The sequence below is a fragment of the Thiorhodospira sibirica ATCC 700588 genome (assembly GCF_000227725.2).
Taxonomy (GTDB): domain Bacteria; phylum Pseudomonadota; class Gammaproteobacteria; order Ectothiorhodospirales; family Ectothiorhodospiraceae; genus Thiorhodospira; species Thiorhodospira sibirica.
The window spans coordinates 2363779-2382328 of sequence record NZ_MU255056.1 but is presented as its reverse complement, the minus strand read 5'-3'; the positions used below and the strand labels follow the sequence as shown (position 1 = coordinate 2382328).

At 58.6% G+C, this 18550-nt stretch carries 13 protein-coding genes and 1 tRNA gene; 3 read left to right on the top strand and 11 right to left on the bottom strand.

Annotated features, from left to right (window positions below; all coding sequences use genetic code 11):
* Positions 1 to 15: 15 nt before the first annotated feature.
* The gene (glyA, locus tag THISIDRAFT_RS11110) at positions 16 to 1272 is read left to right on the top strand and encodes a serine hydroxymethyltransferase (protein WP_006786513.1); all 1257 of its coding nucleotides are present in this window, start codon (positions 16 to 18) and stop codon (positions 1270 to 1272) included.
* Between the two features lie 75 nt (positions 1273 to 1347).
* Here glyA and THISIDRAFT_RS11105 read toward each other — a convergent pair whose 3' ends face one another.
* From THISIDRAFT_RS11105 to THISIDRAFT_RS11070, 8 genes are all read right to left on the bottom strand, one after another.
* The gene (locus THISIDRAFT_RS11105) at positions 1348 to 2418 is read right to left on the bottom strand and encodes a lipoate--protein ligase family protein (protein WP_006786514.1); all 1071 of its coding nucleotides are present in this window, start codon (positions 2416 to 2418) and stop codon (positions 1348 to 1350) included.
* A 60-nt stretch (positions 2419 to 2478) separates the two neighbouring features.
* Complete coding sequence (gene erpA, locus THISIDRAFT_RS11100; protein WP_006786515.1) at positions 2479 to 2826, bottom strand: iron-sulfur cluster insertion protein ErpA; 348 nt, start codon at positions 2824 to 2826, stop codon at positions 2479 to 2481.
* A gap of 586 nt (positions 2827 to 3412) precedes the next feature.
* Positions 3413 to 4246, bottom strand: coding sequence for a 1,4-dihydroxy-2-naphthoyl-CoA synthase (gene menB, locus THISIDRAFT_RS11095; protein WP_006786516.1), 834 nt, complete (start codon positions 4244 to 4246; stop codon positions 3413 to 3415).
* 63 nt (positions 4247 to 4309) lie between these two features.
* On the bottom strand, positions 4310 to 6064 hold the full coding sequence (menD, locus tag THISIDRAFT_RS11090) for a 2-succinyl-5-enolpyruvyl-6-hydroxy-3-cyclohexene-1-carboxylic-acid synthase (protein WP_006786517.1): 1755 nt from the start codon (positions 6062 to 6064) through the stop codon (positions 4310 to 4312).
* A complete protein-coding gene (locus THISIDRAFT_RS11085; RefSeq protein ID WP_006786518.1) occupies positions 6057 to 7448 on the bottom strand; it encodes an isochorismate synthase in 1392 nt (463 codons plus the stop codon). Before THISIDRAFT_RS11085 ends, menD begins: the two co-directional genes overlap by 8 nt.
* A 264-nt stretch (positions 7449 to 7712) precedes the next feature.
* On the bottom strand, positions 7713 to 9089 hold the full coding sequence (locus THISIDRAFT_RS11080) for an HlyD family type I secretion periplasmic adaptor subunit (RefSeq protein WP_006786519.1): 1377 nt from the start codon (positions 9087 to 9089) through the stop codon (positions 7713 to 7715).
* A gap of 110 nt (positions 9090 to 9199) precedes the next feature.
* Positions 9200 to 10918, bottom strand: coding sequence for a type I secretion system permease/ATPase (locus THISIDRAFT_RS11075; protein ID WP_006786520.1), 1719 nt, complete (start codon positions 10916 to 10918; stop codon positions 9200 to 9202).
* Between the two features lie 3 nt (positions 10919 to 10921).
* On the bottom strand, positions 10922 to 12199 hold the full coding sequence (locus THISIDRAFT_RS11070) for a TolC family outer membrane protein (protein ID WP_159098500.1): 1278 nt from the start codon (positions 12197 to 12199) through the stop codon (positions 10922 to 10924).
* Positions 12200 to 12526: 327 nt separating this feature from the next.
* On the opposite strand from THISIDRAFT_RS11070, the gene THISIDRAFT_RS11065 reads away from it, so the two are divergent.
* A tRNA-Lys gene (locus tag THISIDRAFT_RS11065) sits at positions 12527 to 12602 on the top strand.
* Between the two features lie 229 nt (positions 12603 to 12831).
* Here the strand turns inward: THISIDRAFT_RS11065 and THISIDRAFT_RS11060 are convergent.
* Together THISIDRAFT_RS11060 and mutS are read right to left on the bottom strand one after the other, a co-directional pair.
* Positions 12832 to 14733 carry a propionyl-CoA synthetase gene (locus THISIDRAFT_RS11060; protein ID WP_006786522.1) on the bottom strand — a complete coding sequence of 634 codons (1902 nt, stop codon included), beginning with the start codon at positions 14731 to 14733 and terminating at the stop codon, positions 12832 to 12834.
* A 208-nt stretch (positions 14734 to 14941) separates the two neighbouring features.
* Positions 14942 to 17512 (bottom strand): DNA mismatch repair protein MutS, encoded by a 2571-nt coding sequence (gene mutS, locus THISIDRAFT_RS11055; RefSeq protein ID WP_006786523.1) that lies wholly within the window; start codon positions 17510 to 17512, stop codon positions 14942 to 14944.
* A 17-nt stretch (positions 17513 to 17529) separates the two neighbouring features.
* On the opposite strand from mutS, the gene THISIDRAFT_RS11050 reads away from it, so the two are divergent.
* Positions 17530 to 17796 (top strand): hypothetical protein, encoded by a 267-nt coding sequence (locus tag THISIDRAFT_RS11050; protein WP_006786524.1) that lies wholly within the window; start codon positions 17530 to 17532, stop codon positions 17794 to 17796.
* On the opposite strand, the gene THISIDRAFT_RS11045 is transcribed toward THISIDRAFT_RS11050, so the two are convergent.
* Positions 17768 to 18550, bottom strand: coding sequence for an ABC transporter ATP-binding protein (locus THISIDRAFT_RS11045; protein WP_006786525.1), 783 nt, complete (start codon positions 18548 to 18550; stop codon positions 17768 to 17770). The two genes, THISIDRAFT_RS11050 and THISIDRAFT_RS11045, sit on opposite strands and share 29 nt — an antisense overlap.

Here is an 18550-nt window from a genome sequence, read left to right as displayed (position 1 = left end):
TGGAGTTTACTTAATATGTTTTCAAGCCGTATGACCCTGGCCGGATATGATGATGTGCTGTGGGATGCCATGCAATCCGAGGCCGTCCGCCAGGAGCAACATATCGAGCTGATTGCCTCGGAAAACTACACCAGCCCCAGAGTGTTACAGGCTCAGGGCAGTGTGCTGACCAACAAATATGCCGAAGGCTATCCCGGCAAACGCTATTACGGCGGCTGTGAGTTTGTAGATATCGCCGAGGAACTGGCGCTGGAACGGGCCAAGGCCCTGTTTGGCGCCGATTATGCCAATGTCCAGCCGCATTCCGGTTCACAGGCCAATGCGGCGGTGTATATGGCCCTGGTGGAGCCGGGTGAAACCGTGCTGGGCATGAGTCTGGCCCACGGCGGACATCTGACCCACGGCGCCAAGGTCAACTTTTCCGGCAAGCTGTATCATGCCGTGCAATATGGCGTAGATGATCAGGGCTATCTGGATTATGCCCAGGTCGAGCAATTGGCGCTGGAACATCGCCCCAAGCTGATTGTGGCGGGTTTTTCGGCCTATTCGCGGGTGATTGACTGGGCACGTTTTCGCGCCATTGCCGATGAAGTCGGCGCCTATCTGCTGGTGGATATGGCCCATGTCGCCGGTCTGGTGGCCGCTGGCTTGTATCCCAACCCGGTCAGCATTGCCGATGTCACCACCACCACCACCCACAAAACCCTGCGCGGCCCACGCGGTGGCATGATTCTGGCCAAAGCCAACCCCGAGATCGAGAAAAAGCTCAATTCCCTGGTGTTTCCGGGAACCCAGGGTGGCCCGCTGATGCATGCGATTGCCGCCAAAGCGGTGGCCTTCAAGGAAGCGCTGGAGCCCGAGTTCAAACAGTATCAACAACAGGTCATCGACAACGCCCGCGCCATGGCGGCGGTATTGATCGAACGTGGGCATCGCATCGTCTCGGGCGGCACCGATAATCACCTGTTTTTGGTCGATCTGATTGCCAAGGGGCTGACCGGCAAAGCCGCTGATGCTGCTTTGGGACAGGCCTATATCACGGTCAATAAAAACACCGTTCCCAATGACCCGCAATCGCCCTTTGTCACCAGCGGCATTCGCATCGGCACCCCGGCCATCACTACCCGGGGCTTTGGTCTAAACGAGGCCCAGCAACTAGCCCACTGGATTGCAGATATTCTGGATGACCATGAAAACCCGGCAGTGCTGGAACGGGTCAAGCAACAGGTACTCGATGTCTGCGCCCGCTTCCCGGTCTATCGTCAGGACTAAGCCCATCGGGAATGCCGCGCTCTGGCTCGGCACGAAGTGGCGGCGGCTTCTAGCCGTCGCTTTTTTGCAGTGGCATTAAGATGATGCCGCCACTTCTGGACACAACAAGGCGATGAAATCCTCTGGATTCAGGGCCAATAATTCCGCCGGGTAGTCGGCGAAAAATGTCTGGATGCGGGCCGGGAGTTGATCGAGTGGGGTGTCTTTCAAGAAGGCTTCCAGATCAAGGATGAGGCGTTGCGGTTTGACGAAAAAATCGCCGGTGATCCAGACCTGCTTAAGACACGCGGTCTGTGTGTCGATCTGTAAGGCAGCGCGCAGCAGCCCGCCTTTGGCTTTGTATACCCGCTCAACCATGTGCGCGGTGGCGGGGCGGGTGTGTTGATAAACCCATTCCGGGCTGTCAATCTCGGCCAGTGCCGCCTCAAAGCGCGCCTGTTCCTGGGGATTGAGTGCATTATCCCAGTCCAGTGATACCGCAAAGTCCTCGGCAAAGGCGTGCGCCAGGTGGCCTTGTACTTCGGCGAAGCTCGGCAGATAGCCGAGCAGTTCCTTGAGATTGACCACGCGTTCACGCGCCGAGGCGATGGCTTTGTCGGCGAGTTTTTCGGCGGGGATGTGCAGGACCTTGAGCATGCGCTCAATATCAAAATCCAGCAGCAGGGTGCCCTGATACATGATGGAGTTGCCATCAAATGCCCCTCCGGTGCCGGAAATCTTGCGCCCATTCACCTCAATATCATTGCGCGGGCGAAACTGGGCCTCGATGCCGAGTCGGCTGATGCCCTGAGCGGCGGCCACGCAGATGCGCTCGGCAATCTCGGTCATATCGGCGCTGCCTAAAAAAGCCTTGTCCAGATACAGCTCCCAGCCTAGCTGGGTTTCATCAAAATAAATTGCCCCCCCACCGGTGATGCGGCGCTGGATTTCGATCTGATGCGCCTGGCAGTAATCAACGCGCAATTCCTGGGCGACATCTTGATGAAAACCGACCAGCGCTGCCGGGGTGAAGCGTAAAAAGCGCAGGGTGTGCGGTGTTTCACCGGCCTGATGGGCCTCCAGCAGTGCCCGGTTCAAGGCGATGTTTTCTGCGCCACGGCGTAAACCGGTATCCAGTACGCGCAGCGTTTGGGAATGTCGGGTCATGGGCGTGCTCCAAAAAAAACCCGCCAGGCGGCGGGTTATTTAACTCAAGGGGATACGGGCTTAGGCGGAAAATGAGGAGCCACAGCCGCAGGTGGTGGTGGCGTTGGGGTTGCGGATCACAAACTGCGCGCCCTCCAGACCTTCGGTGTAGTCGATCTCGGCGCCGATCAGGTATTGATAGCTCATCGGGTCGATTAACAGGGTGACGCCGCCTTTTTCCACGATGGTATCGCCTTCGGTGGTGTTTTCATCGAAGGTGAAACCGTATTGAAACCCCGAGCAGCCGCCGCCGCTGACAAAGACGCGCAGCTTGAGGTTGGGGTTGTTTTCCTCGGCAATCAGATCCTTGACCTTGTTGGCCGCAGAATCGGTGAAAATCAACGGTGAGGGGATTTCAGCATGGCTCATAATGAAAAACTCCCAAGAGTGGTAATGTGGGCGATACGCAAAGGATTTGATGGCCTCAAGCTATCATTTTCCGAGTTTTACAGTCAAGAATTATCTTGCAAAAGAGCAAAAAAAAGTTCTTGATTTTTTCTTCATTCTTCATCAAAATTCCCTACTGTAGATAGGTTATCTACAAGCGCGAAGGTTTCGCGTTCCATGGTCGGGGTCGAAGTCGAATCGCAAAGTTGTTCTCTGTTCAGGATGAACGCCGAGGCCACTTTTATGGCGCAAGCTGGGTTTCGACGGCTGAAACCGCCCATGTTGCCGGTGTTGACCGGCCATTCGGTTGGGACTGCTCAACCAGGACTCCAGTTGCTCGCCCTTCGGGGCGCTATCAACGGAGAGCGAAGTGCCTAAAAATCGCATAAGCAACTTTGTTTAGGTTTTTAGGAGCAGTCTCGTGGCGGCTGGGATCGCCGAGTTGTACTCGGCCAGTCGGGACACGGATCAAAAATCAGCCGAGTGCAACTCGGCGCTCCTCGTGGCGGCATCTTCCAGATGCCGCTAAACTTTAGCGAACGCAGGATGCGTCCGCCACGGCTAGATTCTAAAGGCGCAGCTTGCGATAGGGGCTAAAATCAGGCGGGCGTTTTTCCAGATAGGCATTGCGGCCTTCCTGACCTTCCTCGGTCATATAATAAAGTCCGGTGGCATTGCCCGCCAGTTCCTGAATCCCCGCCAGGCCATCGGTGTCGGCATTGAAGGCGGATTTGAGCATACGCAGGGCGGTGGGGGACAGGCGCAGCATTTGCCGACACCATTCCACGGTTTCCTGCTCCAGTGTGTCCAAAGGCACGACGGTATTAACCAGCCCCATGTCCAGGGCTTCCTGGGCGTTGTATTGGCGGCATAAAAACCAGATTTCCTTGGCTTTTTTCATGCCCACGGTGCGCGCCAGCAAGCCAGCGCCAAAGCCGCCATCAAAGCTGCCTACGCGAGGGCCGGTTTGCCCAAAGCGGGCATTATCGGCAGCGATGCTTAAATCACAGATCAGATGCAATACGTGCCCGCCGCCGATGGCGTAACCGGCGACCATCGCCACCACGGGCTTGGGCAGGCGACGAATCTGCATTTGTAAATCCAGCACATTGAGGTGTTGCTGGCCGCTTTGATCGCGGTAGCCGGCCTCGCCACGCACCCGCTGATCTCCGCCGGAGCAAAAGGCATCGTTGCCCACGCCGGTGAAGATGATCACGCCGACATCGGGGTCGGTGTGGGCGTGATGGAAGGCGTGAATCAGCTCCTTGACCGTTTCGGGACGAAAGGCGTTGCGCACCTCGGGCCGGTTGATGGCAATTTTGGCGATGCCTTCGGCCTGTTGATAGAGCAGGTCGGTGTAGTTCAGATCAGTGCGGGTGTGCCATTGAATCGGTTCGGACATCAGTACATATTCCTCAAGCGAATGAGTGGGAAGAAACACGGGCAAGGCGGGCCGTCGCATCCATCAGGCTAAGCCTGTTTGCAGGGTGGCCAGCGTTTGCCAATAGGTGCGGTGAGTGGTCTGACTGTAGGTGGCATCCACCACCACTTCCAGGATGCGCAGTCCGGGCGCCGTCAGCGCCGCATCCAGCGTGATGCTTAGCTGCGCCCGCTCAGTGAGCTGGAAATACTGTGCGCCGAACAGACCGGCCAAGGCGCGTAGATCAAGCGGATGCGGGGTGTGCCAATACTGACTAAAGCTTTCCAGGTGCGCCTGGGGCAGGTAACCAAAGATGCCGCCGCCGCCATTGTTGATCACAATCAGTAGCAGGGATTGACCTTGGGCCTTGACCAGCGCACCCAGATCATGCACCAGGGCGAGATCGCCCAACAGTCCCACCACCGGCCCTGTATCGTGAGCCTGGGCCAGTCCCAGCAACGTGGCCAGATTGCCGTCAATCCCGCTCAGGCCGCGATTGGCAAAGACATGCAAGGGCGCACGGCGACTGCCTGACCAGGTGTCCAGTTGGCGAATCGGCAGGGAGTTGCTGCTGAACAACAGGGTTTCGGCGGGCAAGACCTCCAGCAAGGCGCGAATCAGGTGGCCTTCAAACAGCGCCTCGCTATGCTGCAACAGGTGCGTGGCGTAGGTCTGCGTCTGCGATTCCAGCGCAAGACAGCGCGGGTATAGCGCATTTGGCGAGGGTGCTGGCCAGGATTGTGCCAGCAGGGCCTGACATAAGGCCAATGGACAGGCCAACAGCGGCAGATGACTGCGGTGCAGCGGATCGGGCCAATGTGCGTAGGGATTGACCAGATAACGCAGCGGCAGGGCCTCATGCTTCAAGTAGTTGGCCAAGGCTTGCGAGACCGGCATACGCCCAAACTGTAATACCCAGGCAGGCGGTTCGGGCAGGGCCGTGGCACAGCGCAGCCAGGCATCATAATGCACACAGACCCGGGCCGGGTCATCAAGATGCGTACCAAAGCGCAGACCGCTCAAGGGATCCGCCAAGACCGGCGCATTTACCGTCTGTTGCAAGGCCATCAATGCCTCGGCAAAGCCAGCGGGATACTGCCCCGGCCCACACAGGATCAACCCCGGGCCTTGGCGCATCTGGGTGGCCAGTGCTGCCACCGCATGCGGATCGGGTGTGATTTTGGCCAAAGGCGGCAGCTGGGAGCGCGGAGCTAAAGCTGTGCATAAAGCGGCGGGCCATTGCTCAGGCACCAAAGGCTCGCGCACCGGGAGATTGATCTGTACCGGGCCGGGATGCGGCCAGCGGCTTTGCAGACAGGCTTGTTGGGCGAGGGCGTGCAAATAGCGCAGGGCATGATCATCATCGCGTGGCGCGCCGGGATCATAAAAGGCGCGCAGATGCGTGCCAAAGAGCCGTTGCTGATCCGTGGTCTGGTTGGCCCCAAAGCCGTGCAATTCCGGCGGGCGGTCTGCCGAGAGCAATATTAGCGAGGCGCCGACATGATGGGCTTCCATGACGGCTGGATACCAATGCGCCGGGGCACTGCCGGAGGTGGCCACCAAGGCCACTGGACGCTGCGAGCGCAGCGCCAGCCCCAAGGCCATGAAGCCGGCCACCCGCTCATCCAGGCAGACATGGGTACGTATCCAGGGATGTCGATCAGCCGCCAGCACCAGCGGGGTTGAGCGTGAGCCCGGCGAGATCACACAATCGCTAAGCCCGCCCTGCGCCAGACCCGCGAACAGGGCTTCGCACCAGTGCAGATTCAGTGTAGCAAGCGTGCAGGAGCGCTCAGACAAGACCCAATGCCTCCAAAATGGCTTTTAGTTTGACATCAATCTCATGGCATTCCGCCTGGGTATCGGAACCCGCGACAATCCCGGCACCGGCATACAAGGCCGCCTCCTGACCGCGCAGACGTGCACAGCGCAACAACACCGCAATTTCGCCATCACCATTGGCATGAATAAAGCCACCGCCCCCGGTATACCAGCCCCGCGCCAGGCCTTCATGTGTCTCAATCCAGTTTTGCGCCGTCTTTGAGGGTGTCCCCGAAACGGCGGCAGTGGGATGCAGGCGGGCCGCCAGATCAAACAGATTCACCCCGTCTTTGGGGGTGGCGTGGATTTCCGTCCAGAGGTGCTGTACATGGCGCAGCCGCAAGATATCCGGCGGTTCGGCATAGCGTACCTCATGACACAGCGGGGCCAGGGCAGCCTGCATCCCGCGCACGACCAGTTGATGCTCGTGGCGGTTTTTGGGGGAATGGTGCAGCTCATCCCGCAAGCACTGATCCGTGTCGGCATCGAGGCTGACTGGCGTGGAACCCGCCAGGGCATCGGCACAAATCCGCTCGCCGGTGCGGGTGAGCAAGCGTTCCGGGGTGGCAGCGGCAAACACAAGATCGGCGGCGCGGATGGCAAAATGCCGACAATCCGGATACAGCCGATCCAAAACGGCCATCAGTTCGGTCGGATCAATCTGCGGCGTGGTGTGTACTCGCAGGCTGCGCGCCAGGACCACCTTTTCCAGCTGCTGGGCCGCAATGGCCGCCAGCGCCTTGGCCACCAGATCAGGCCAGGCATCCAACGGCGGATGTTGCTCAACGCGTACCGCCAGCGTGGCCAGCGTATTGCGCGGGGGCATCGCCAAGGCCGTCAACAGCGTCTGCAATCGCTGCGACCAGCGCTGCAACACCTGTTCAGGATGGGCCTGGGGCAAGGCACAGCTCAGGCTGATGCAGGTCTGATCGCCCTGTTGATGCAAGAGCAATTCCGGCACCACCAGCATCGCATTGGGCAAGCCCTCCCACCCTTGGGCCATCGGGTCACGCCCATCAAAGGCAAAGCCGGTAAAGGCCACCGGGCTTAGCCCCGTGTGATCCAGATCGCGATGATGCCAGCTCTGTTGCAAGGCAGTAAACGCCTGCGACAAAGCCTCCAGGCGCCCACAACCCGTTACCTGTGCCATATACGCCTGCCCCAGACCTAGCAGATACTGCCTCGCCTGCGGGCACGCCCAGTAAAACCAGTCACCGTCCAGCGCAGGCAGGCCATGAATCCGGCAGGAAGGCAAAGACAGGGTGAGGGTTAAAAGCCGGGCATCGGTTGGCAGATCGGCTAAGTGATTACGGTCTAGTCGCTGCATCAGCGGATGCTTATCAGGCAGCGAGGGGTTGTACATCGAGTCTCTTCCGGTTTGCGTAAATCCGGCCTTGACGCTTGAGTGCCACAATATGCCGGGAAACGTGGTTTAGGTTTGCAACAAAACACAAAGCCCGACACCAGGCCGGGCAATAATGCCGTTTGTTTCAGTCTCAAGCGGGGCCACGTGGGAGGTGCCCATCACCGCGACCGCCAAAGCATTGCGAAATGCCCGGATCATAGCACGCCATCGCGGGAATTTCACCGCCTGGGAACGCGGAGCTTAAGCGCCGCATTCAGCGGTTCAGCGTTCGCGGAAGGCGCTGAAGATGTGATCAAGTACCGGCTTGAGCAGGTAATGCAAGACGGTGTTTTCACCGGTGCGAATCACCACCTCGGCGGGCATTCCGGGGATAATGCGCTCGTAGGTCAGACGGGCGAGTTCTTCCACCGGCACCTCGATGCGCGCCTCAAAGTAGGGCATGCCCGTGCGCTCATCGGTGAGGCGGTCTGCCGAGACATTGACCACCAAGCCATTGACCACGGGGTTGAGCGTGCTCAAGGCACTAAAGCGGATCATCGCCTCCAGCCCGACATGCACCAGCTCAATGGATTGTGGCGCGACTTGCGCCTTGATCACCAGTGGTTCACCATCGGGCACAAGATCAAGGATATCATCCCCCGGACGAATGATGCTGCCCAAGCTGTGTACCCGCATTCCTACCACCACTCCGGCGACCGGGGCGCGGATTTCAATGCGTTCCAGCTCATCTTGCAGGGCGATGCGGCGCTGTTCAAGGCTGTCCACCTCGCGCTGGATACCGGTCAGCTCGCTTTCGACCTCTTTGGAGTATTCCTGTTGACGCTGAATCTTGCGCAGACGGACTTCGCTCAAGCTTGACTGAGCACGGGCAATGGCGGAAAGATCCTCGCTGCGCCGCGCCTGCACATCGGCAATCATGCGCTCCAGCTCAAAGATGCGGTTACGCGGCACATAGCCTTCGTCAAACAAGCGCCTGAGCGCCTCCAGTTCTTCTTGTAACAAGGCTACCTGACGCGCCTTGCCTTCTTCCTGAGCGCGCAAGCCTTTAACCTGTTCATCAATGCCGCGCAGATTTTCATCAAGAATGGATAACTCACTGAGCAGGCCATCGCGCCGGGAGGCGAACAACTGGCGCTGAGTGCGCACCACATCGGCAATGCGCGGATCGTTGAGCTCATCCAGTACGCTGGGCGGAAAGTCAATCGTCTTGCGGCCGTCGCGCTCGGCCAGCAGACGGGCCTCCACGGCCTGTGAGGATAATAGCTGTGCGCGCACGATGGCCAGCTCGGACTGTGGACGGGTGCGGTTGAGGCGTATCAGCACATCATGGCGCTCCACATGATCGCCATCACGCACTAAAATCTCATCCACAATACCGCCGGTGAGGTGCTGCACCTTTTGCCGACTGGAATCCACGACAATCTCACCGGGTGCAGTCACGCCAGAATCCAGCGGCGCCAGGGCGGCCCAGATCAGAAAGCCGAAAAAGCCAAGCAGCATCACCAGCCAGCCGATCACGACAATGCTGGCAGGGCTGCGCTCAATCGCTCCCTGATGAGGATCGGGCGCGACATCCAGGGTCCGCTCACTGGGAGTGGCAGCAAGTACCTTGCCTTCAATGGGTTTATTTACCGACATGCTCTGTCCTGCAATAGAAAAGGCGCGATGTTGCCCGCTGGCCCTTGGGGCGGGCACGCAACACCGCGTAGGTAGGATCGTTAGGGCTTAACACGCCTGTCTGCGTAGTATTAAGTTTTGGCAGGCATATTACCGCCGCCGGGGGCCTTAAGTGCGGCCAGCACCTCATCACGCTGGCCAATCATGGCCAATTGTCCGTCGCGCATCACCAGCATGCGATCCACCGCCGCGATGATGCTGGTGCGGTGGGTGATAATGAGCACGGTCGCCCCTTGTTCCTTGAGCGTTTTGACGGTTTGAATCAGGGCCTGCTCGCCAGCATCATCCAGGTTGGAATTGGGCTCATCGAGCACCAGCAGGCAGGGATTGCCATACACCGCACGCGCCAGGGCGATCCGCTGGCGTTGTCCGCCCGAAAGATTGACGCCACCGGCACCAATCACCGTGTCATAGCCGTTGGGGAAGTGCAAAATCATCTCATGCACCCCGGCCAGTTTCGCCGCCTGCACCACCTGCTGTGCATTGATCTGCCCAAAGCGGGCGATGTTTTCGGCCACCGTGCCGTCAAATAATTCGATATCCTGCGGCAGATAGCCGACATGTGGCCCCAGTTCCATCTTGTTCCAGGTGTACACATCCGCACCATCCAGACGCACCTTGCCCGCCACCGTTGACCACACGCCGACAATCAGGCGCGCCAAGGTGGACTTGCCCGAGGCGCTGGGTCCCACGATCGCGAGGATTTCACCTGCCGGCAGGGTAAAGGAGACGTTATTGATCAGCATCGGACGCTGCATCCCTGGCGGGGCGGCATACACCCCTTCCAGCTGCAGATTACCCTTGGGTGGCGGCAGGCTGAGAGGATCGTCCTGTTCGGGGAAAGTTTTGAGCAGGCCGTTGAGACGTTCATGGGCACCACGGGCGGCAATAAAACCCTTCCACGAACCGATCAGCAGCTGCACCGGTGCCAGGGCACGGCCCATCAGAATCGAGCCGGCAATCATCATCCCGGCGGTGATCTCGTTTTGCAGCACCAGCCAGGCACCCAGACCCAGGGCAAAGGATTGCATCGCAATGCTGAAGGTCTTGGTGGTGGCAGTGATCACCGCAGCGCGCTCACTGGCAACCGTTTGATGGCCGAGCATGGTGTGGTGCATCGACAGCCAGCGGCCCCGGATGCGCTCAAACATCCCCATCGCCTCAATCACCTCGGCATTGCGCAGATTGCTGGCTGCCTGGGCATTGGCGCGAATCGCCACCCGGTTGGCCTCCTGCAGGGCCTTTTGGGTGACCAGCTCGTTGATGATGGTCAAAGTCACCAGCAGCAACACCCCAAACACCGCCAGCAGGCCGATCATCCAGTGAAACAAAAACATGATGATGATAAAAATCGGCGTCCACGGCGCATCAAAAAAGGCAATGATGCCCTGACCGGTGACAAACTGGCGCACATTGGTAAAGTCACCCAGAGCCTGCTGGGCGTTGCCATTACCCTGACGCAGATAGCTTTCGTAGGTGGCGCGAAATACCCGTCCATTGAGCCGGGCATCCAGGCGATTGCCCATACGAATCAGGGTTTTGCCGCGAATCGCCTCCATCGTGCCCATGAGGATATACAGCACGACAACGATGATGGTCAGCATGACCAGCGTGGTGACGTTCATACTCGCCAGCACCCGGTCATATAACTGCAACATATAAATCGCCGGCAACAGCATGAGCACGTTAATGACCATGCTGAAAGCACCAGCGGAGAGAATGATATGGCGGAACTCACGCAGTACGCCTAAAATGGCAGAGCGGGATTCCTCGTTAGGGTTGCGACGCACGGGTTAAAAAGTCTCCATCCAGGTATCAATATGGTCAATGGTATCTTCGTTGAGCATCCCCACCGCCGCGTTGAGTGCAACCATGGCGCGCACATATTCAATACGGGCGCCCAGCAGATCAAAACGGGTACGGTACAGCTGCTGTTGTGCATCCAGCACATCGACAAAGGTTCGATAAGCCACTGACAAGGAAATTTCTGAGGCTTGCAAGGCCACCTCACTGGAGCGCACGGCCTGCTCCAGGGCTTCAATGCGTGCCAGACTGCTGGAAAGCTCCAAAAAGGCGCTGCTGGCCTTGAGCTCGCTTTCACGGCGGGTCAATTCCGATTCATCCAGGGCCTGATCAAAACGGGCACGGGCCTCGCGGGTCTCCGCACTGATGCGCCCGCCCATATACAAGGGTACATGCAACTCCAGAGAAACCCGTCCATAGCGATCCCGCGCATACCCCAGATCCGAATTGCCGAAACGTTCCCAGGCCGCCACCCCATCCAGGGTTGGCAAATGCTGGCTGCGGGCCCGATCCACATTAAACCCAGCGCGTTCCAGAGCCAGTTTCTGCGCCTGCACTTCCAGGGCATTATCACTGGCCATCTGTGTCCAGGCATCCATATCATAGGGAATGGGACGCTCATAACCGGCCTGCTCACCAAGCACCTTGATCATGCCAACCGGCTGGCGGATGATCTTGAGCAACTCGCGGCGGCGGATTTCCTGCAGATTACGCGCCTCAATCTCCCGCGCACGCGCCAGATCCAGGCGTGCCTGCGCCTCATACACATCCGTCACCGTGGCCACGCCACCCTCACGCATCCGCTTAATCTGCTGCATCTGCGCATCAATGGCGTCGATCTCGGCCTGCACCAAAGCGCGTTGTTCCTGGGCCTGCAACAAATTTAAATACGCATTCACCGTGCGCTGAATCAGATCCTGATACGCCAGATCCAGCTCCAACCCGCCGATGTCGGCGTCACGCTGCGCCATGCGCACCCGCATCCAGCGCTCACGATTTAACAACGGCTGGCGAGCCTGCAACCGCAAGGTATCCTGGGCATATTCACGCGATAACTCCTGCCCGGCCTGATCAGTTTCACGATGGGTGCGCCCCAGCGTCCCCGTCGCCGAAAGACTCGGCAGCAGACCCGCACGGGCAATGGGATAAGACTCCGCAGCCGCTCGGGCACGCGCCTGCGCCGCCGACCAAGCATCGTCATACACCAAGGCAAGCTCAAAAACCTCACGCAAGCCTGCTGCATCCTCAGCCGCCTGTGTCGTCATCATGGGCACGGCGGTAAAAAAAAGCAGGAGCACGGCAAGCGGAGGGAAAAAACCGGATCGTCTAATAGACATACTGACCACTGGATTTCCTTGTAAATGAAGGGGCAAGATATTAGCAAATTTGCCCTTCAAACACAAAAGCCAGGAAGCTTTGCTTGCCATCAAGATACTGAAAAACAAGCACATACAAGCTTATAGTTTTCCAGTCCCTGAGGCTTAGTGCCTTTTTTCAATGAATTAAACAATATCAAAAAAATGCTTGCTATTTTTTAATGCTTCAGTAAAATATTGCCTCCTCGTTGCACTCTTTACGCAAATGCATTATGCAATGGGTCGTTAGCTCAGCTGGTAGAGCAGTGGACTTTTAATCCATTGGTCGTAGGTTCGAATCCTACACGACCCACCAATTAAATCAATTGCTTACCCGTTTTTCATTTTTCTTCTTTTGTATTCCTTGCACTCCTGTACCCTTTTTGTCCCGTTTTTCTTGCATACCGTTTTGGTGGGCGAGGATCCAGGATAATCGCTGCGCGACACCCCCTCCTTGAAAAGAAGGGGTGTTTTTTTATGCCGCTCTGGTAAGCGGCGTTCCATGATGCCGAGCTGGGGCTCGGCGCTCCCATCGGCGCGTCTATTTAGATGTCTTTCTCTTTGGCGGCGTAGCCGATGGTTTGCATGGCCTGCTGGATTTCTTCAAGGATCATGGGGTCGTCAATGGTGGCGGGCATCTGGAATGCCTCACCATCGGCAATTTTGCGCATGGTGGCGCGCAGGATTTTGCCGGAGCGGGTTTTGGGCAGGCGGTCAACCACGGTGACCAGTTTAAACGCGGCGACCGGGCCGATGCGGTCACGGACCAAGTTCACCAGTTCTTTGCGCAGTTCGTCGGTATCGCGTTTGACGCCGTTTTTAAGCACGACCATGCCCAGCGGCAGTGAGCCTTTGAGTTCATCGGCCACGCCAATCACGGCGCATTCAGCGACATCGTGATGAGAGGCGAGCACTTCTTCCATGGCGCCGGTGGAGAGGCGATGGCCGGCGACGTTGATGGTGTCGTCAATGCGGCCCATGACGTAGAGATAGCCGTCTTCGTCAAAGTAGCCGGAATCACCGCTAAGATAATAGCCCGGCTGGGCGCTCAGATAGGAGGAGACATAGCGCTCGTCATTGTTCCACAGTGTTGGCAGACACCCCGGCGGCAGCGGCAGACGTACCATGATGCGCCCCATCTGGGTGGCCGGGACTTCGTGCCCGTCATCATCCAGAATATGCACATTATAGCCCGGTACCGGTTTGCCGGCGGCACCGACTTTGACGGGCAGGGTTTCAATGCCGAGGAAATTGGCGGCGATGCCCCAGCCGGTTTCCGTCTGCCACCAGTGGTCAATGACCGGGCGCTCCAGCATAACCTGAGCCCAGGTGAGGGTGTCAGGGTCACAGCGTTCGCCGGCCAAAAACAGCGCCCGGAAATGACTCATATCGTAGTTTTTCAGGTGTTGGGCACGCGGGTCTTCGCGCTTGATGGCACGAAAAGCGGTGGGCGCGGTGAACATCACCGAGACTTTGTGTTCGCTGATCACCCGCCAGAATGCGCCGGGATCGGGGGTGCCTACCGGCTTGCCTTCATAGACCACGGTGGTGCAGCCGTAAAGCAGCGGGGCGTAGACAATGTAGGAGTGTCCGACCACCCAGCCAACATCCGAGGCGGCCCAGAAGACTTCACCGGGCTGCATGCCGTAGATGTGTTTCATGCTCCAGTGCAGGGCGACGGCATGGCCACCATTGTCACGCACTACGCCTTTGGGTTTGCCGGTGGTGCCGGAGGTGTAGAGGATATATAAAGGATCAGTGGCCTCGACCGGGACGCATTCATGCGGGCTGGCCTGGGCGATGGCGTCATTCCATTCGATATCACGCCCCTCAACCAGGGTGCCGGGTTCTTGCGGGCGTTGCAGGATGATGCAGCGTTCCGGTTTGTGGCTGGCTTGCTCAATCGCCCGATCCAGCAGGGGTTTATAATGCACCACGCGGTTAGGCTCAATGCCGCAGGAGGCGGCGACCATGACACGCGGCTTGGCGTCATCAATGCGGGTGGTCAGTTCTTGTGCCGAAAAACCGCCAAAGACCACCGAATGTACTGCGCCGATCCGCGCACAGGCGAGCATCGCAATCACCGCCTCGGCAACCATCGGCATGTAGATAATCACCCGATCACCCTTGCGTACCCCCTGCTGCGCCAAAGCCCCGGCAAACAGCGCCACCGCCTCGCGCAACTGGGCGTAGGTATAGCTGCGCTGAGTTTGGGTGACCGGGCTGTCATAGATCAGGGCGAGCTGGGCGCCGCGTCCGGCTTCGATGTGGCGATCCAGGGCGTTATAGCAGGTATTGAGCTGACCGCCGCTAAACCAGCGATAGAAGGGTTTGTTGCTGTCATCAAGGACTTTTTCATAGGATTTGTACCAGGTGATGGCCTGTGCCGCCTCTCCCCAAAAGCCTTGCGGATCGCGCACTGAGCGGGCGTAAATATCGGCATACATTTTTTCTAAACTCCTGTGATTGATGGTTGTCAGCCGCATATCAGTGATTGCGGCATTGTTATCGGTTGCTTGGTGCAGGCGGGGCTTTCTAACCACCCGGCCTTTGCGTGGTTAAAACCCTCCCCCTGTCAAGGGGGAGTCAGAACCACCCCGCCCCTGACGGGACACCCCTCCTTGCAAAGGAGAGGTGTCTTTGCTGTGCTCCATGTCACGCGTGCGCATTGCGTAATTCGCACAACTGATAGACCAGCTCCAGCGCCTGGCGCGGTGTCAATGTATCAGGGTTGAGCGTTTCAAGCATCCCCCGCAGCGTCTGGCACAGCGGATCGGGCGGGGGCATACTGGCAAACAGATCCATCTGGGCGCAATGGGTGCGCTGGGCAAAGGCCTGTGATTCCAGCTCGGCCAGGCGTTTTTGCGCCTGCATAATAACCTTTTTTGGCACCCCGGCAAGCGCGGCGACGTGCAGACCATAGCTTTGGCTGGCCGCCCCGTCCTTGACGGCATGCAGGAAGATGATGCGCTCGCCGTGCTTGACCGCATCAATATGCACGTTGCTGATGCCTTCGTGGTCTTCGCTGAGGGTGGTCAGTTCAAAATAATGGGTGGCAAACAGGCAAAAGGCGCGGTTTTGGATCAGCAGATATTCCGCACAGGCCCAGGCCAGCGAAAGCCCATCAAAAGTACTGGTGCCGCGCCCGATTTCATCCATCAATACCAGGCTGTGCTCGCTGGCATGGTGCAGGATATTGGCCGCCTCAGTCATTTCCACCATAAAGGTCGAGCGCCCCCCAGCCAGGTCATCCGAGGCGCCGATACGGGTAAAAATGCGGTCAATCGGCCCGATCACCGCCCGCTTGGCCGGAACAAAGGCACCGATATGCGCCATCAGCACAATCAACGCTGTTTGTCGCATATAGGTGGATTTTCCGCCCATATTTGGCCCGGTAACAATCAACATGCGCCGCTTGGTGTGCAGTTCCAAATCATTGGCCACGAACGGACTGGATTGCACCTGCTCAACCACCGGATGACGCCCTTGCTCAATGGTGATACCGGCGCGTGTCTGAAAGCTCGGGGCCTGATAATTCAAGGCCCGCGCCCGCTGGGCAAAAGTATTCAGCACATCCAGCTCGGCCAGGGCTGTGGCACAGCGTTGCAAGTCTTCCAGCGGCGCTAGCAGCAGCGAAAGCAGTTGCTCATACAAAAGCTTTTCTCTGGCCAAGGCCCGCTCTTTGGCCGATAACACCTTGTCTTCAAAACCTTTAAGTTCCGGGGTGATATAACGCTCCGCACCTTTGAGGGTCTGGCGGCGGGTGTAGTCGATGGGCACCTTGTCGGCGTGTACGCGCCCGATCTCAATATAATAGCCATGCACGCGGTTATAGGCGACCTTGAGGGTAGCAATGCCGGTACGGGTGCGCTCGCGCTGTTCCAGGTCCAGCAGGAATTGATCGGCGTTCTGCGATAAGCCGCGCAATTCATCCAGCTCGGCATCATAGCCCGGCGCAATTACCCCGCCATCACGCAATAACACCGGCGGTTGCTCCAGCAGGGCGCGGCGCAGCAGCGCGAATATCTCCGGGTGGGTGGCGATGCGCTGCGCCAGATCGCTCAAGTGACGGGTGGATACCTGGGCCAGCAGGGTTTGCAGCTCTGGTAACAGCCCCAGCGCATCGCGCAAAGTGGTGAGATCGCGGGGGCGAGCGGTTCCCAAGGCGATGCGCGTAAGGATGCGCTCCAGATCCCCGACCTGATGCAGGCTGTCATAAAGGTCAGCGCTGATATCCAGATCCAGCAAGGTTTGCACGGCGCTATGGCGGGCTTTGAGGATGGCATGGGCGCGGATTGGCTGATGAATCCAGCGCGCCAGCAGGCGTGAACCCATCGCCGTGGCGCTATGATCCAGCACCGCCAGCAGCGTATGTTCACGCCCCCCGGAGAGATTGCGGCTGAGTTCCAGATTGCGCCGCGTGGCCGCGTCCAGAATGATCCAGTCCTCGCGCTGTTCCAGGCGCAGACTGGTGATATGCGGCAGGGCGCTTTTCTGCGTCTCCTGCACGTACTGCAGCAAAGCCCCGGCAGCGGTGATGGCCAACGGGTGCCCCTCACAGCCAAAGCCACTGAGATCCTGAGTATTAAACTGTTGCGTCAGCAGGCGCTGAGCGGTCTCGGCCTCAAAATGCCACGGCGGACGCTGGCGCGTGTGGGCACGGGGGGCAATGCGGTTAAAGCCCTCCGGCACCAGTAATTCTGCCGGATGCAGCCGCTCCAGCTCGCTTTCCAGCGCCTCCAGACCGTTAAACTCCTGCACCTGAAAACGCCCGGCGGCCAAATCCAGACTGGCCAGACCAAAGCGCTCACTGTGCTCACACACCGCCACCAGCAAATGCTCCTGCCGGTCATCCAGCAAGGCCTCATCAGTCACCGTGCCCGGCGTCAGGATGCGTACCACCTTGCGCTCTACCGGGCCTTTGCTGGTGGCCGGATCGCCAATCTGCTCACAGATGGCCGCCGACTCGCCCAGACGTAACAAACGCGCCAGATAGGTCTCCAGGGCATGTACCGGCACCCCGGCCATCGGAATCGGCTCGCCTGCCGACTGCCCGCGCTTGGTCAGGGTAATATCCAGCAAGCGGCCAGCGCGCACCGCATCATCAAAAAACAGTTCATAAAAATCGCCCATGCGATACAGCACCAAGACATCAGGATGCTCGGCTTTGATGCGCAGATACTGCTGCATCATGGGGGTGTGTTGCGAAGGATTGGATGGCGTCATAAGCATTGAGCGGCGGAATGGATCATTTGAAATTTTGTATAGTGCCTGAATTCTTTGGTGAAAATCACGGCGGTTATAAAGATCAACCGCCATTCCAAATGCAAAGCCTTGACATCCTTATCAAAGCGGCGGGCGCATCGGGCATTTTGCCTGTGCCGCCTCTGGCAAATGCCGCCCGCAGCCCCACGCCCGACACCAAGGCAAGACCCGGTTGGAATGCCGACGCAGCGATACCTTATCAGGTGGAGGGGCGTTCTATTGATGGCTTGAGGGTAGCGGTATGAACAAGGAATGCGTTTCCTGTGCGGAGATTTCGCGGACTTCAAAGCCGTAGGTGATGTCGGCAAAGGGGGCGACCAGATCGACATCGTGGGTGACGATGACTACGGCGACGCCTTGTTCGCGGGCGAGTGCGTTGAGATCTTGCATGATGCTGCGGGCGCGGGTTTTATCCACCGAGGCGGTGGGTTCATCAGCCAGGATGATGTCGGGATTGTGTACCAAGGCCCGCAGGATGGCGATGCGTTGGCGCTGGCCCAGTGACAGGGAATCTGGCATACGTGGCAGGCAGTTTGCAACGCCCAGCCGCGTGGCCAGTTCGTGGAGGCGGTTTGCATAGGCGGATTCCTGCAGGCCCTTGATGCGGGCGCTGAGGGCGGCATTGGCATAGACATTCAGAAACGGCAAGAGGCCGCCGGTTTGCAGGATGTAGCCTAGCGATTGGCAGCGTAGCCGGGCCAGGCGTGTTTCCTGGTGCATGGCCCAAAGTGCGGCGACATCAACCTCGGTGGTGATATCGGGGTGCATGGTAAATGTGCTGACGCGAGTGGGTTGCATCACCAGGGCGAGTAAATCGAGCAGGGTGCTTTTGCCGCAGCCGCTATCACCGACGATCGCCACCACCTCGCCGGGGCGGATATGCAGCGTCGGAACATCCAGCACGAAACTGCTATCGCCCTGGCTACGACGCTTGTGCAGACCCTCAATGGATACCAGTGCAGTATCGCTTTGCCTTGCCTGCGTTTGCGTCGTAGCCAT